A 14,711-nucleotide genomic window follows, 5' to 3' on the forward strand; every position below is an offset into this window, starting at 1 on the left:
AAAAACCTGAGCCCGGTGGAATACCGGACTCAGGTCCTCAAGGTCGCCTGACAAATTATTTATTGTCTAACTTTTTTGGTTCAGTTCACCAAGTCGGTTCTTTTTTTGTGTAACACGAATTAGAGGACACCTTTGTCACAAATGAAAACGCCATCATGAAAAAGAACATCAATCTTTGGAAATCTTGACTATCCGGGGACATTTGAATGTGCTAAAGTGTTTCAAGATAGTTATGAATGAGAGGAGAACGGCGTGTGACAGCAGTAGTAAAGGAAAGTATGTTAAAAGTGATCGTGGCTACGATTGGAGGATTCGTCATTGCCGTTGCCATGAACTGGTTTTTGATTCCAAGTGGTGTTTATTCGACTGGATTTACAGGACTTGCCCAAATCTTGACGCAAGTCCTTCAAAATACAGCGTTTGCGTTTGGTGAAAACGTTTGGTTCTTAGCGCTGAACATCCCTTTGATCGTGCTTGCATGGATCATGTTAGGTCGGAGTTTTACAATCGTCACGTTGATTTCGGTTCTGGCAACGACGATTTTTATTGGCCTTATTCCTCAATATGCTGTCATACCAGGTGATCAGACACTGAATGCAGTGTTTGGAGGGGTCTTGCTTGCGATTGGTACCGGTATCACGATTAAATTCGGTGCTTCGACGGGTGGGTTTGATATCGTTGCCCTCATCTTTGCCCGTTTTTCCGATCGCAGTGTCGGCTTATATCTGTTCGTCTTGAACTTTTTGATCGCACTATTGGCAGGTGCCTTGTTCGGCTGGTCGACTGCCTTATATACGATCGTCTTCATCTACGTGACTTCTAAGGTCGTCGATGAGATTCATACAAGTAACCAACGCTTGACGATTTTTATCGTCACGAATCATGCGGATGACATCACGACGGCTCTGCATCAGCACATCATTCGTGGAATCACGCAGATTCCTTCGATCGGTACGTATTCACGAGCTGAGAAAGCGACGTTGATGATGGTCATTGAGCGTCACGAATTGCGGGATATCGAACGGATTTGTCGGGAAGCGGACGAGACAGTATTCATCAACGTCGTCGCGACGGACTCGGTCGTCGGATACTTCCGAAAAGGATAATGAAAAGAGGCTGACTCAAAAGTCAGTCTCTACAAAGATAAGGGTGGCAGAATGATGATCTGCCATCCTTATCTCGTAACAAAAAGAATGACGCGTCACACGCCACTCCTACAGGGACAAGCGCATTTATGCGCTGTCAGAGACGAACAAGACCCGCTTTTCTGCTCCAACGAAGCAGGAAAACTGGCTTGTGTCTCGCCTGAGGAAAGGGCGTGAAAAGACGCGTCATTCTTTTTTGAGTCAGCCTCTTTATCTGTTTTCATGTGAGTCCAAGTACGTGTCTCAAGTAATACGCGATCCCGTCATCCTCGTTTCGCTTCGTCGTGCCGTTTGCCAGATGTTTCAGCGCAGGGATGGCATTACCCATCGCGACACCATGTCCAGCATATTCGATCATCTCTAAATCATTTTCCTCATCACCAAACGCGACGATCTGTCGGGAATCAATCCCGAGATGATGCGCGATGTGAGCAAGACCGACCGCCTTACTTGTACCTTTTCGCATCACTTCGACCATGAATTCAGGTTTCACCCATTGACGATTAAGTACTGTCTCAGCATGGACACCAGATAGTTCGGAACGAATCTCATCGACATGTTCTCCTTTAGCATGAATCAAAAGTGACGTTGGTTCGTGAAGAAGTACTTTTCGTAAATCTCCTGTTGTGACAGACAAGGCATGATCGGTATAAAATTCGTAGATACCGACTGGATCATATTGAAAATAGACATGATCCGTGACTTCACAAACGATATTTTGTGTCTTTGTTTCAGCGACGGATTCCAAAATATGTTGGACGGTCTTGAGTGGAATCGGATGGTGCTGGACTTCAAAATGAACATTCTGCGGGTGATGGACGAGACCACCGTTAAAATTAACGATCGGTGTCGTTAATCCAAGCTGTTCGTAATATTTTCGAGCGTGACGGAACGGTCGTCCTGTCGCAATGACGACTTCGTGACCGTTTGCACGTGCACGTTGAAGCGCAGCGATGTTCGCCACACTGATCGTTTTATCATCCTTTAAAAGGGTGCCGTCGAGATCGACAGCAATTAAGTGACGGGTCATGATGAAATCCTCCGCTTTCTTTTCGTTAATTCTACTGTATCATATGAAGCGATTGTCCTTCGTATGAAACGAGTAAGTTTTTCAAGGAAAAGAAAGCGCTTGAAAAAATTAGAGAAAAGCTGTTGCTTAGATTAAAAAATGGTATACTACAAATCGTAGGATAACTCTATAGTACGTTATGGAAACGGAGGGGAAATCATGCGTTTTCTCGTTACATTCTTTTGGTCATTCTTACTCGTGAACACAGCCGTGTTCATCGTATCAGCGGTTGATGCAGTATCGTATAGCTTTGGATTCGCGACAGCGATGTCTGTCGTCACTTCACTTGTCGTCTTCGCACTCGATGCCGTCAATGAAGATTTAGGTCTTGGTCAAGGGACTAAGGCAGAATAAGGAAAAGCGAGATATCGTCACTTGGACGATAGGCTCGCTTTTTGTCTTAAGGAGGAATGAGCGATGATCGTCATCGAACAGGTCATGTGGCAACAGATGCCGCAAAATGTCTACATAGCAGGAAATCAGATCATCGGAATCGGTTCCTACACCATAGATGAAGCACTGATTACATACCGAATTGATGGTCGCGGCAAACGGCTAGTTCCTGGTTTCATCGACGGACACTTACATCCAATTGGTGGAGGAGGGGAAGGCGGATTTGCGACACGAACGGCTCCGTTGACTGTTCGTGACATATTCGAAGGCGGTGTCACGACAGTCGTCGGATTGCTCGGAACAGATGGCTGGACGCGAACCGGAATTGATCTACTGGCACACATACGAGGATATGCCGCATTCGGTATTCGTCCCTTTCTCTTGAGCGGAAGTTACATGGTGCCACCCGTCTTCCTGACACATTCGACAGGGCATGATATCGTCCTCATCAATGAAGTGATTGGCATCGGAGAGATTGCCATCAATGATCACCGATCGACACAGCCGACTGCCCATGAACTCGCGCGGTTAGCATCAGAGGCTCGAATCGCCGGCATGGTCAAAGGCGTGTCGGGAACGATGAACGTCCACATCGGAGACGGGAAACAAGGGCTTGATTTATTACATGAAGTGATTGAAACGACTGATATTCCAATAGGGCAATTTCTCCCGACGCATATCAACCGGAGTGAACGGATTTTTGAGGCGGGACTCGCTTGGGCGAAACAGGGCGGACGAATCGATTTCACGACGTGTACGACGGAAAGCTTCATTGCGGAAGGCGAGATTCCAGCAGGACAGGCTGTCGCCCGGGCTGTAGCAGCGGGAATCCCACTCGAGCAGATCACGATGTCGAGCGACGCTGGCGCAAGTCTTCCGGCGTTTGATGATGTAGGTCGATTAGTGCGAATCGATACAGGAAAACCATCTTCCTTGATGCAAGCCGTGCGCGATGCAGTAGAGCGTGGTGTTGCTTTTGATCAGGCAATCTCGACGATCACGCGACATGTCGCGGATGCATATGGCGTTTCGGGTGGGCGGATAGCGACCGGAGAACGTGCTGATCTGTTACTGATTGATGACGCTTTGCAAATCGATACGATTCTTGCGAATGGTCATGCTATAATGATTCAGAAAAAATGGCTTATACCAGAATGACGGAGGGATAGACGTGTCAAAGAAGTCGAAACGAAAAAACACGAAAAAACCGCAATCCAAGGCGAACTGGATTACAGCGGGAGTCATCGCCTTGATCGTATTGGTTGGAGGATTACTGCTCGTCTTCACGGATCGTGATGATTCCGCATCGAAGAATGGCAATCTAACAGCTACACAAGTCGCAGATAAAGTAAAATCCGGTGACGAATTCTATACGTATTTCTATCAAACGGGATGCGTGCACTGCGAAAAAGTAAAACCATATCTTGTTCCGCTTGGTGAAAAACAAGACATTCCGTTCGAACAGATCGATCTTGCTGTCGAACAGTCGGCTTGGGATACGTTTGGCATCGAGGGTACACCGACTGTCGTTCACTTTAAAGACGGTAAGGAAGTCGGACGGGTAGCTGGTGAACAAACAGAAGACAGCTACAAAGAGTTCTTTGCTGGAAAAGAAGTAAAGGATTCAAAAGAAGAATCATCCGGTGATCTCAATGATTAAAAAATGGTTCTACTCTCGCGTGTTCGAGTTAAATGGACACCCGCTTGTTGCCAAACAACTGAAACGTTTTGCGATGAGCCGTATCAGTCGTCCGTTTATCGGTCCGTTCGTTCGGGCATATGATTTGAATATGGCAGAAGCGACTCGGAATTTAGAAGCGTATTCGAGTTTACATGACGTTTTCATTCGTCATGTCAAACCGGAAATGCGACCAATTGATCAATCAGAAGGCGCATTCGTCAGTCCGTGTGACGGTATATTGTCTGTCGTTGACGACTTGACGGCTGATAGCCGCTTTACCGTCAAAGGACAATCGTATACGGTATCCGAGTTACTCGGTTCCCATCATGAAGCACAGCAATATGTCGGGGGACGTGTGATGATCTTTTACTTAAGTCCGCAAAACTACCATCGTGTTCATGTGCCGATGGATGGAACAGTCCGGACGAGCTATACGCTCGGTCGCGATTCAGCACCAGTGAATGAGATCGGTCTCACACATGCGCTTCGTCCATTGACACGGAATTATCGTCGCGTGACACGTATCGTCCAAGGAAAACATGCACTTGAACATGTCATGGTCGGCGCACTGAACGTCAACTCGATCGTTCGGACGAACGAGTCGAAGGACCTTCGTCGCGGGGATGAGTTTGGATACTTCTCATTCGGTTCGACGGTCGTCCTGATTTGTCGGAAAGAGGCATTGACGTTAGACAGTCAAGCGATTGGACCAGTTTTAATGGGGCAACGCCTCGGACAATGGCATTCATGAGAGCGAGGCGCCCGTTCGGGGCGTCTCCTTACGTTTAGGAGGAATGAATCATGCCGGCAATGGCATTAGCAGAAGTCGGAAGTACACAGGTCCAGACATATATCGCACTTATCATTTTTTTAGTGACCTATGGCTTCATCATCAGTGAAAAAGTAAGCCGGGCGATCGTCGCCTTGCTTGGAGCGCTCGCGATGGTCATCGTCGGCATTGTGGATCTCGAGACTGCATTATTTGAATACATCGAGTGGGGAACAATCGTCTTATTAATTGGGATGATGATTCTCGTTACGATTGCCAATCAATCTGGATTGTTTGAATATATTGCGATTCGTGCGGCGAAGACAACAAAAGGAGACCCAATCAAAGTGTTGATTCTATTATCCGCATTGACGGCACTTGGATCTGCCTTTTTGGATAACGTCACGACAGTCTTATTGATCGTTCCGATCACTTTCTCGATTACAAAGATACTTAAAATCGCGCCGTTTCCGTTCTTGCTCGCCGAAGTATTATTTGCGAACATCGGTGGGACGGCGACCTTGATTGGCGACCCACCGAACATCATGATCGGTGCCGCGAATCCACACTTAACGTTCAATGCCTTTTTGCTGAATCTTGCACCGATCATCCTGATCATTACGGTCGTGACGATCGGCATTCTGTACTTCGTCTTCCGGAAGCAACTGCACGTCGAGGCAGAAGATCGACAAAAATTGATGGAAATCGATGAAAAGAGTTATATTGTCAGTCGAAAACTCGTCACGCGGAGTAGTGTCGTACTCGTTAGTACGATTGCACTCTTCGTGTTGCATCCGATGCTTGATCGAATCGGACTCCATCTCGAAGCACCAGCGATCGCAATTCTTGGAGCGACCGTCCTGATGTTGCTAACGATTGAAAACGATCATCAGCTGGAAGGGATCTTTGCGCGTGTTGAATGGACTACGATTTTTTTCTTCGCCGGACTATTTGTACTTGTTGGTGGAATTCAGGAAGCAGGTATCATTCGATATCTTGCGGAGAAGACGATTGATCTGACAGGCGGTGACATTCAGACGACAGCAACTGCTGTTCTTTGGTTGTCCGGTATCGCGAGTGCGACGATCGATAACATTCCGTTCGTTGCGACAATGATCCCGCTCATCAATGATGTCGCTGCTGGGATCGGACTTACACCAGCAGATGCGAAAGTGGATGTTTTATGGTGGTCCCTCGCACTCGGTGCATGTCTCGGTGGTAACGGGACATTGATCGGTGCATCGGCAAACGTCATTGTCGCGGGTCTTGCGACACGACAAGGTGAAAAATTCACCTATATGCGCTTTTTGATTTACGGAGCACCGATCACGATCGTAACGTTGATCCTATCCCAACTCTATTTGTGGATTCGGTATTATTAAGAAAACGGGAGGTTCGCCTTCCGTTTTCTTTTGTGCGTCGCTCTTGCTACCTGATTGTGCTATAATCGAACGATAAGAGCATAACTGTTTCTTAAACTTAACTATAGAGCTAGACCATTATCTGGAGGTTTTATTCTTGTTCAAACGACTTTATCCGAAACATTTCGTGGCTTCGATCTACGATATCGACCTTGAAATGCTCAAACGAAACGGTGTCAAAGCGATTTTGACCGATCTTGATAATACGCTCGTCGCATGGAATATCGCAGATGCTCCAGACGAATTGGTTGCTTGGCTGGATATGGTGAATAATCAATATGGTTTTGACGTCATCATCGTATCGAACAATAACGGAGACCGCGTTAAGAAGTTCGCGGATCCACTCGGACTGCATTATATTGCGCCTGCTCGAAAACCGCTTCCTATCGGGTTTAAACGGGCATTGACGGAATTCGGCTATCACGCGAAAGAAGTCGTCTTCTTAGGAGACCAACTCTTCACGGATGTACTCGGTGCAAACTCCGTTGGAATCGAAGTCATCCACGTTCAACCCGTCGTTAAGACGGACGGTGTCGTCACGAAATTCAATCGCCTGATGGAACGTGTCATTTTCCGCCGGATGAAACGCAAAGGAATCTATAAATTGACACAACGCGTCAAGGAAGATCCTTCTGCACTGGAGCATCCGATCGAAACACTTCGTCAGGATAAGCAACAATAACCCTGTCAGATCGGTAGATGAAAGGGAAGGCAGCAGTCGCAACATGTACGGCGAGAGGTCGGAAGTTACGCTCTTGGAGTAGCGAGCAGGGCGCTACGGTGAAAAGAGAAGGGATATCGTTCCCGCATGCGGCTCAACATAATATGATCGAAGAAATCCACTGCGCTGGTTGTGGTGTCGCCATTCAAACGGAAGACACGAAAGCACCAGGATACGCACCTAAATCCGCACTTGATCGTGAAATGGTCATTTGCCAACGTTGCTTTAAATTAAAGCACTACAATCAAATTCAAGATGTATCGTTATCGGACGATGATTTCGTTAAAATCTTAGACGGAATCGGTCAAAAAGATGCACTTGTCGTTAAAATCGTTGATATCTTCGATTTTAATGGAAGCTGGTTACCGGGATTACATCGGTTCGTCGGTAAAAACGATGTCTTACTCGTCGGGAACAAAGCCGATTTATTACCGAAGTCACTCAACCCGAACCGTCTCATGAACTGGATGCGTCAAGCATCGAAAGAACTTGGATTACGTCCAGTCGACGTTCATCTGATCAGTGCGAAAAAGGGGCACGGAGTCGATGAACTCGCTGAAAAAATCGATTATTATCGAAAAGGCCGCGACGTCTATGTCGTTGGTTGTACGAACGTCGGGAAATCGACACTGATCAACCAAGTCATCAAACGCTTCGGTGAAGAAGATGAAGCCGTCATCACGGTCAGTCACTTCCCAGGAACGACACTCGACTTGATCGACATTCCACTCGACGATAACTGTAACCTGTATGATACACCGGGGATCATCAATCATCACCAGATGGCTCACTATGTTGATGCAAAGGACTTGAAGCTGATTACACCGAAAAAAGAGATCAAGCCACAAGTCTTCCAAATCCATCCGCAACAGACACTCTTCTTCGGAGGTCTTGCACGATTGGACTATATGGAAGGGAACAAGCGTTCATTCGTCATCTACATGTCGAACGAATTGAAAGTTCACCGGACGAAGCTTGAAAAGGCAGACGATTTATACGCGAACCACAACGGTGAGCTGTTGTCTCCGCCAAACGAAAAGACGCGTGAGATGCTACCGCCGCTCGTCCGTCATGAATTCAGCCTCCGCGATAACATGAAGACGGATATCGTCTTCAGTGGACTCGGGTGGGTTGCGGTTCACGGAAAAGGTGGACGTGTCGCTGCTTACGCCCCGAAAGGTGTCGCTGTATCCTTACGTGAGGCGCTCGTCTGATGCGCTTTGCCGTCATCGGTCATCCGATTGCCCATTCACTTTCACCTGAGCTGCATACAGCTTGGCTGGAAGCGGCTGGGCTTTTCGGCTGTTATGACCTTATCGATGTAACGGAGCATGAATTGCCACGAATCATTACAAAATTACGTACACATCAGCTAGATGGAATCAATGTGACGATTCCCCATAAGACAGCAATCATTCCGTTCCTGGATCGGCTGGAGCCGGCAGCTCAAAAAGCGGGCGCCGTCAACACGGTATACTGGAAGAATGGGCAGTTGATTGGTGCGAATACAGATGGAATCGGATTCGTCCGTGCGTTGACAGAACGTCGTCCGTCATTTCAAAAGACACTTGTCCTTGGTGCGGGCGGTGCAGCGCGAGGAATCATTGCTGCGCTACCGGGAGATGTGACGCTCACGAACCGCACAGAAGAACGCTCTAGGGTGGTTGCCGATGAATTCGGAACACACGTCTTGCCATGGCACGAAACATTTGATTTAACGAGTTACGACGTCATCATCAATACGACTTCTGTCGGGATGGCGCCACATGTCGAAGCACGTCCGATCGAATTGACAGAGACGAACGCTTTGATTTGTGATATTATTTATCGACCGACGCCGACCCGTCTATTGCGTGAAGCGACTGAAAAAGGTCTCGACACACTCGACGGCGTCCCGATGTTCGTCTTACAAGCGGCTGAAGCATTTGAACGCTTCACCGGACAAGCACCTGATCTCGCACTTGGCGAGCAGGTGATACGAAAGCAATTGGAGGAGTTTTAATCATGTTAACAGGTAAACAAAAACGTTTTTTACGCGCGACAGCTCACGATCTAAACCCGATTTTCCAAGTCGGTAAAAATGGAGTCGGCGAAGCGATGTGTGCTGATTTGATGGATGCCCTTGAAAAACGGGAACTCTTGAAAGTACAAGTACTACAAAATTGTGCGGACGCACCAAAGGATGTCGCACAAGAACTCGTCGCAGGAACGAATGCTGAACTCGTTCAAGTCATCGGAAAAGTCATCGTTCTCTATAAAGAATCAAAAGAGAACAAGACGCTCGAATTGCCACGATGAAAATCGGACTGATGGGCGGAACGTTCGACCCTCCGCATATCGGTCATCTCCTGATTGCCGAACAAGCGCAGGAACAACTCGAACTTGATGCGGTCTGGTTTTTACCAGCGAATGTACCACCGCATAAACAACGTACTGTCACAGACGCAACTAAGCGTCTCCATCTTGTAGAAGAAGCAATTGCATTGAACCCTGCCTTCTCTGTCTCTGCGATTGAATTTGAGCGAAAAGAACCTTCCTATACGTATGATACGATTCGTGCACTCAAGCACCGATACCCGGAGCATGAGTTTCTGTTTCTAATCGGCGCAGATTCACTCGTGAGTCTCGATACGTGGTATCAAGCCGAACGGTTATACGAGGAAGTCGTCTTTGGTGCTGTCGCTCGACCGGGCAGTCGGTATCTGATTCCGCGTGGTGCCCGTGTGAAAGCGGTCGATATGCCATTGTTAGAAATTTCTTCGACGGATATCCGGCAACGGGTCGCGCGCGGACGGAGCATTCGCTATCTTGTACCGGAAGCCGTTCGACAACGGATTGAGGAGTGGAATCTATATGCGCCTTGAAGAAGCACGTCAAATCATTGAAAACACATTGCCTGAGCGACGCTATGTGCATACTTTAGGTGTCGTCGAGACGGCACGACACTTGGCTCTTAAATATGGTGTTGACGAAGAAGAAGCAACACTTGCTGCCATGCTCCATGATTATGCAAAATACCGCGATACGAATGAGATGCGTTCGATTGCCGTTGAATTGAATCAACGGATCTTACTCGACTATGATGACGAACTACTTCATGCGCCAGTGGGTGCGGAGCTTGTGCGTCGAGAACTTGGTCTTGATTCAGACTTGATTTATCAAGCCATCGCGAATCATACAACAGGGGCACCTGGTATGCCGTTACTTGATCAAATCATCTTCGTGGCGGATGCGATTGAGCCGAATCGTAGTTATTCGGGTGTCGAAGCGCTTCGTGAAGTAGCCGAGCAGGATTTGACGGACGCCGTCATCGCAACACTCAGTCAGACGATTCATTTTTTATGTACGAAACAAGCTATCATCTTTCCGCGAACGATTGAGACCTATAATGCCTTCGTCGCGGCCAAACGAAAGGGGACCGTCCTATGACAGTCGAACAAGAATTACAATTAATCGTAAATGCCATCGACGATAAACGTGCTGAAGATATCGTCGTCCTGAATATGTCGAGCATCTCACCAGTTGCCGACTATTTCGTCATCTGTGAAGGAAATTCAGAAAAACAAGTACAGGCGATCGCGCGTGAACTCAAAGAAGTCGCGCACGAACATAACCTGCCGATCAAACGCCTCGAAGGATTCGATGCGGCACGTTGGGTGTTGGCGGATCTTGAAAACGTCGTTGTTCATGTCTTCCACCGTGACGATCGTGATTACTATAACCTCGAAAAACTATGGGCAGATGCTCCAAAGGTTGAAGTCGAGGTCAACTAATGGCATACGAACAGTTCGCCTACATCTATGATGAATTGATGCAAGACGTCCCTTACGATCAATGGGTTGACTGGGTCAAAGCATACGTTCCGATTGGAAGTACGATTGCTGATATCGGATGTGGAACGGGTACGGCGACGCTTGCATTAGCGGCACACTATGAGATGCTCGGGATCGATTTATCGGAAGAGATGCTCGAAGTCGCACAGGAAAAAGCGATGGAAGAGGGATTGACTATTCAATTCTGGGCGCAAGACATGCGCGAAATCGAATTGCCGACACCTGTCGATGCCGTGACGATCCTATGCGACTCCTTGAATTATCTCCGGACGGAAGAGGATGTCAGACAGACGTTTACACATGTTTCAGGAATCCTCAAAGAGGGTGGACGTCTTTTGTTTGATACACACTCTCCTTACAAGATGGAGACGTTGTTCAATGGAAAGACGTACGCGACACATGCGGAGCAAAGTTCATATATCTGGTTCGCGGATCCTGGTGAAGCACCGCTTTCTGTCGTCCATGAGCTGACTTTCTTCATCGAGGAGGAGGACGGTCGTTATGAGCGTGTCGATGAAACGCATCATCAGCGGACATATCCTCCAGCACAATACGTAACATGGTTACGCGACGCAGGATTCCGGGTTCTCGCGGTCACTGGCGATTTTGGACCGGATGCTCCTTCTGAGACAGCCGAGCGGATTTTCTTCGTTGCTGAAAAAATGTAAAAGTGATCTCATCCGTCTTCTTTAAGCGATACACGTTCGTGTTGCTTGAAGGATACGGATTTTTTGTTCGTCAAACAGAGGCTAATTCAAAGTAACGGTATGGATGATATGACCTTCATCCGACATAACATACCGTATCGTGTTGTAAAAGAGTGGTTAGTACGTATTCCTTCGTTTCCTGAAGTCCGTAGCGCCTGTTAGAGTCGTAGGAAAAGGAGGGATTCGTCTTGACCGTTCCACGTTTACAACAGATCGCAGGTCTCGTCGTCGTCCTACTACTCATCATTTTATTGTTCGTACCATTACCCTCTTGTTCGAATGAAGCGATGGTCGATCAACCGTCCTTAACGGATAAACAACAAGAGGCAAAAGCAGAGCCAGCAGAAAAGGATACCTCGATTCGTGACAAACTCATCATGGTCGATGTGAAAGGGGCGGTAGAAGCACCTGGACCCTATCAATTCCACCTCGGTGATCGAGTGAAGGATGCAATCGAAAAAGCAAAGACGACTGCGAAATCTGACATTCGACAAATGAATCTCGCGGCACGCCTCATTGATGGACAGGAAGTCATCGTGCCGGTAAAAAAGACGAAAGATCAGCCAAAACCAACGAAACGCTCAAAACCAGAGATACCGAAAGGATTGATTGACCTCAATGCGGCAACGGCGGAACAATTGATGGAGGTTCCGGGAATCGGTCCTGCCAAAGCAGAAGCGATCTTGGCCTACCGTGAGGAGAAGGGAGGATTTGCGACGTATGAATCACTCGGCGATGTGAAGGGCTTTGGGGAAAAGACGTTAGAATCGCTTAAATCCTACCTGATCGTCTACTGATGCCACTTCATGCGCTGTTCGTCCTTTTATTCATTGTCGCCATCAAAGAATCGATCTGGTGGTTAGTGTTCCTGATGCTCTTTGCGATCATGAAGTCATGGTCTTTTTCAATCGGTCGTCTTTTCTTCTTGTTCATTCTGAGTTGTCTATTCATCGGAATGGGTCATCTGTCACCTGAACTGCACGACGTCTCGTCTGTTGACATCTTGTCAGGGAAGCGTAATGGAGATCGAATTCGTTATGAGGCAGAGAGTAACGGTCAATCGATTCTATTGACGGCAACGATTGCAGAAGAAGAGACGGGATACGAACGAATCGGGCACTCCTGTCGCATAAATACGGAACCGCTCGATGTCCGCCAACAATCGAATGCGGGAGGGTTTGATGAACAGCAATTCATGCATACACATCGTTACGCTGGAAAGTGGGAAGTCCGTTCATTTGATTCCTGTCATCGGACACCTGGGTATGCGGCAGAAGGAAGACGGGTACGTGAAGTATGGCTAAAACGGATCGAAGAATTGTTACCACAAAAGCAAGCATTCTACGTCGAAGCGCTTGTGTTTGGTGAGGATCGACTAATGGATCAAGTGACGCTCGAACGGTTTAAGAAATTCGGCTTATTACATGCAATCGTCATCTCAGGATCACATATCGCTTTTTTAGTATTTAGTCTGCTGTATGTCTTACGAAAAATCAGAATGACAAAAGAAAAACGACTTGATATCGTTCTGATCTTACTGCCGATTTACGGATGGTTGACGGAGTGGAGTCCTCCAGTCACTCGGGCTGTGCTTGTCGCGATCATTCTGTTGCTCGGTCGTCGTTTCCAAAAACCGTTAGATCCGGTCGAGGTCATTGCGGGGGTCGCGGCTTTTCAATTAGCGATTCAACCAACTGTCATTTACGATATCGGATTTCAATTGACGGTCGGGCTGACGCTGTTTCTTGTGCTGTCGAGACGACTCATGGGTTCGGTTCGTCGTCCTTGGAACTGGCTGCTGATCAGTGCTTGGGCACAGTTTGGAACCCTCCTCTTTTTACAGGGGATTGAACAGACGACGGTTTCAATTTGGTCACCATTGTTAAACCTATTGATTGGTAGCTGGATTGAATGGGTGATTCTGCCGGGATCGTTCATTCTTGCGACCCTCCCGTTCTTACCGATTCGTTCAACGTTTCAGATCGCGCATCAGTACGCGATTCAATGGATGGATCAAGCGTTACGACTGGCGGAGGATCTGCCGCTAGCAATGGTTGCCGTTCCAGCATTTTCTCCGATCGTCTTGACAATCGTCGTTGTCGGAACAGGAATCGCATGGTTCATTGCTGAGCGGAGATGGTGGGGGCATGCTCTCCCGCTGATTCTTTTACTTACGGCATGGGGCTACACGGAGTGGCGCGTACCTGAACAAATCACGTTTTTAGATGTTGGACAAGGGGATAGTATCGTACTTGAGAAAGCAGGAGAGACGTTCGTCGTAGACACAGGTGGTGTTTATCAGCAAACGACGCATCCACTGCTCCGTCCGTTTGATCCGGGTAGTCATATCGTCGCGCCCTTTTTATTCACACGAGGAGAAGCAGAAATCGACGGTCTCATCGTGACGCATGCTGATCATGATCACGTCGGTGGACTGCTAGGATTACTGCGTCAAGTTCGCGTGAAAACCATTTATTTAGGGGCGTATGACAACACGGATGAGAAGCGAAACGCTTTGATTCGTTCGATCGAAGCAACTGGGACACGTGTCGAGTTCGTACAAAAGGGGCAAATGATTCGTCCTTGGTTGCAAGTGCTTGCACCGACTGAACGAAAAGAAGAAGAGAACGATCGGTCTATCATATTACTTGCGCAGATCGCCAAGCAACGTGTTTTACTGACGGGTGACGCTGGACTAGCAATCGAGGACGAGTTAACGATTGGTCCGATCGATATTCTAAAAGCAGGACATCATGGTTCGAACACATCGACCGGTGAAGAACTCTTGCAAAAGACGAATCCGAAGATTGTCATCTTGTCAGTCGGGCGAAAAAATCGATACGGGCATCCGCATCCGGACGTCCTCGAACGAATCGGAACAAATCGGATCGTCTTTCGAACGGATGAGGATGGGAGTGTAACTTGTTCTTCAGCGGGCTGTGAACCTATGATAAAATAAAAAAACAGCAACC

The 14,711-nt window shown here is 47.7% G+C and carries 17 protein-coding genes; 16 read left to right on the plus strand and 1 reads right to left on the minus strand.

Annotated features, from left to right (window positions below; translation table 11 throughout):
- Positions 1-254 precede the first annotated feature (254 nt).
- Complete coding sequence (locus HZS85_RS07540; protein ID WP_214854759.1) at positions 255-1,106, plus strand: YitT family protein; 852 nt, start codon at positions 255-257, stop codon at positions 1,104-1,106.
- A 259-nt stretch (positions 1,107-1,365) separates the two neighbouring features.
- Here the strand turns inward: HZS85_RS07540 and HZS85_RS07545 are convergent, their stop codons facing one another.
- Positions 1,366-2,175 carry a Cof-type HAD-IIB family hydrolase gene (locus HZS85_RS07545; RefSeq protein WP_214854762.1) on the minus strand — a complete coding sequence of 270 codons (810 nt, stop codon included), beginning with the start codon at positions 2,173-2,175 and terminating at the stop codon, positions 1,366-1,368.
- A 198-nt stretch (positions 2,176-2,373) separates the two neighbouring features.
- Here HZS85_RS07545 and HZS85_RS07550 point away from each other — a divergent pair, with 198 nt between their 5' ends.
- The 15 genes from HZS85_RS07550 (at position 2,374) to HZS85_RS07620 (ending at position 14,698) form a co-directional block, all read left to right on the plus strand.
- Positions 2,374-2,568, plus strand: coding sequence for a YjzD family protein (locus HZS85_RS07550; protein ID WP_035409317.1), 195 nt, complete (start codon positions 2,374-2,376; stop codon positions 2,566-2,568).
- A 63-nt stretch (positions 2,569-2,631) separates the two neighbouring features.
- Entirely contained in the window at positions 2,632-3,765 is a 1,134-nt protein-coding gene (iadA, locus tag HZS85_RS07555; RefSeq protein ID WP_214854765.1) for a beta-aspartyl-peptidase, read from the plus strand.
- Between the two features lie 13 nt (positions 3,766-3,778).
- Complete coding sequence (locus HZS85_RS07560; protein WP_214854767.1) at positions 3,779-4,267, plus strand: thioredoxin family protein; 489 nt, start codon at positions 3,779-3,781, stop codon at positions 4,265-4,267.
- Positions 4,260-5,039 carry a phosphatidylserine decarboxylase gene (locus HZS85_RS07565; RefSeq protein WP_214855933.1) on the plus strand — a complete coding sequence of 260 codons (780 nt, stop codon included), beginning with the start codon at positions 4,260-4,262 and terminating at the stop codon, positions 5,037-5,039. Before HZS85_RS07560 ends, HZS85_RS07565 begins: the two co-directional genes overlap by 8 nt.
- 59 nt (positions 5,040-5,098) lie before the next feature.
- The gene (locus HZS85_RS07570; RefSeq protein ID WP_214855936.1) at positions 5,099-6,439 is read left to right on the plus strand and encodes an ArsB/NhaD family transporter; all 1,341 of its coding nucleotides are present in this window, start codon (positions 5,099-5,101) and stop codon (positions 6,437-6,439) included.
- A 136-nt stretch (positions 6,440-6,575) separates the two neighbouring features.
- On the plus strand, positions 6,576-7,160 hold the full coding sequence (locus HZS85_RS07575; protein WP_023467420.1) for a YqeG family HAD IIIA-type phosphatase: 585 nt from the start codon (positions 6,576-6,578) through the stop codon (positions 7,158-7,160).
- A 143-nt stretch (positions 7,161-7,303) separates the two neighbouring features.
- Positions 7,304-8,413: a ribosome biogenesis GTPase YqeH gene (gene yqeH, locus HZS85_RS07580; protein WP_023467421.1), complete on the plus strand. Its 1,110-nt coding sequence runs from the start codon at positions 7,304-7,306 to the stop codon at positions 8,411-8,413.
- Positions 8,413-9,201, plus strand: a complete 789-nt coding sequence (aroE, locus tag HZS85_RS07585) for a shikimate dehydrogenase (protein WP_214854769.1) — start codon at positions 8,413-8,415, stop codon at positions 9,199-9,201. Before yqeH ends, aroE begins: the two co-directional genes overlap by 1 nt.
- A gap of 2 nt (positions 9,202-9,203) precedes the next feature.
- Complete coding sequence (yhbY, locus tag HZS85_RS07590) at positions 9,204-9,497, plus strand: ribosome assembly RNA-binding protein YhbY (protein WP_023467424.1); 294 nt, start codon at positions 9,204-9,206, stop codon at positions 9,495-9,497.
- A complete protein-coding gene (gene nadD, locus HZS85_RS07595; protein WP_214854771.1) occupies positions 9,494-10,063 on the plus strand; it encodes a nicotinate-nucleotide adenylyltransferase in 570 nt (189 codons plus the stop codon). Before yhbY ends, nadD begins: the two co-directional genes overlap by 4 nt.
- A complete protein-coding gene (gene yqeK / locus HZS85_RS07600) occupies positions 10,053-10,628 on the plus strand; it encodes a bis(5'-nucleosyl)-tetraphosphatase (symmetrical) YqeK (protein ID WP_214854773.1) in 576 nt (191 codons plus the stop codon). The genes nadD and yqeK overlap by 11 nt, the downstream gene beginning before the upstream one ends.
- On the plus strand, positions 10,625-10,972 hold the full coding sequence (gene rsfS, locus HZS85_RS07605; protein WP_023467427.1) for a ribosome silencing factor: 348 nt from the start codon (positions 10,625-10,627) through the stop codon (positions 10,970-10,972). Before yqeK ends, rsfS begins: the two co-directional genes overlap by 4 nt.
- Positions 10,972-11,700, plus strand: a complete 729-nt coding sequence (locus tag HZS85_RS07610; protein WP_214854775.1) for a class I SAM-dependent DNA methyltransferase — start codon at positions 10,972-10,974, stop codon at positions 11,698-11,700. Before rsfS ends, HZS85_RS07610 begins: the two co-directional genes overlap by 1 nt.
- A 227-nt stretch (positions 11,701-11,927) precedes the next feature.
- The gene (locus HZS85_RS07615; protein WP_214854776.1) at positions 11,928-12,536 is read left to right on the plus strand and encodes a helix-hairpin-helix domain-containing protein; all 609 of its coding nucleotides are present in this window, start codon (positions 11,928-11,930) and stop codon (positions 12,534-12,536) included.
- Positions 12,536-14,698, plus strand: coding sequence for a DNA internalization-related competence protein ComEC/Rec2 (locus HZS85_RS07620; protein WP_214854777.1), 2,163 nt, complete (start codon positions 12,536-12,538; stop codon positions 14,696-14,698). Before HZS85_RS07615 ends, HZS85_RS07620 begins: the two co-directional genes overlap by 1 nt.
- Positions 14,699-14,711 lie beyond the last annotated feature (13 nt).

Source organism: Exiguobacterium sp. s130, from assembly GCF_018619055.1.
Taxonomy (GTDB): Bacteria; Bacillota; Bacilli; order Exiguobacteriales; family Exiguobacteriaceae; genus Exiguobacterium_A.

Bases quoted from the DNA above. Each gene is read 5' to 3' on its own strand.
- HZS85_RS07545 (WP_214854762.1), bottom strand. From the start codon at position 2,175: ATGACCCGTCACTTAATTGCTGTCGATCTCGACGGCACCCTTTTAAAG.
- HZS85_RS07550 (WP_035409317.1), top strand. From the start codon at position 2,374: ATGCGTTTTCTCGTTACATTCTTTTGGTCATTCTTACTCGTGAACACA.
- iadA (WP_214854765.1), top strand. From the start codon at position 2,632: ATGATCGTCATCGAACAGGTCATGTGGCAACAGATGCCGCAAAATGTC.
- HZS85_RS07565 (WP_214855933.1), top strand. From the start codon at position 4,260: ATGATTAAAAAATGGTTCTACTCTCGCGTGTTCGAGTTAAATGGACAC.
- HZS85_RS07570 (WP_214855936.1), top strand. From the start codon at position 5,099: ATGGCATTAGCAGAAGTCGGAAGTACACAGGTCCAGACATATATCGCA.
- yqeH (WP_023467421.1), top strand. From the start codon at position 7,304: ATGATCGAAGAAATCCACTGCGCTGGTTGTGGTGTCGCCATTCAAACG.
- aroE (WP_214854769.1), top strand. From the start codon at position 8,413: ATGCGCTTTGCCGTCATCGGTCATCCGATTGCCCATTCACTTTCACCT.
- yhbY (WP_023467424.1), top strand. From the start codon at position 9,204: ATGTTAACAGGTAAACAAAAACGTTTTTTACGCGCGACAGCTCACGAT.
- nadD (WP_214854771.1), top strand. From the start codon at position 9,494: ATGAAAATCGGACTGATGGGCGGAACGTTCGACCCTCCGCATATCGGT.
- yqeK (WP_214854773.1), top strand. From the start codon at position 10,053: ATGCGCCTTGAAGAAGCACGTCAAATCATTGAAAACACATTGCCTGAG.
- rsfS (WP_023467427.1), top strand. From the start codon at position 10,625: ATGACAGTCGAACAAGAATTACAATTAATCGTAAATGCCATCGACGAT.
- HZS85_RS07610 (WP_214854775.1), top strand. From the start codon at position 10,972: ATGGCATACGAACAGTTCGCCTACATCTATGATGAATTGATGCAAGAC.
- HZS85_RS07620 (WP_214854777.1), top strand. From the start codon at position 12,536: ATGCCACTTCATGCGCTGTTCGTCCTTTTATTCATTGTCGCCATCAAA.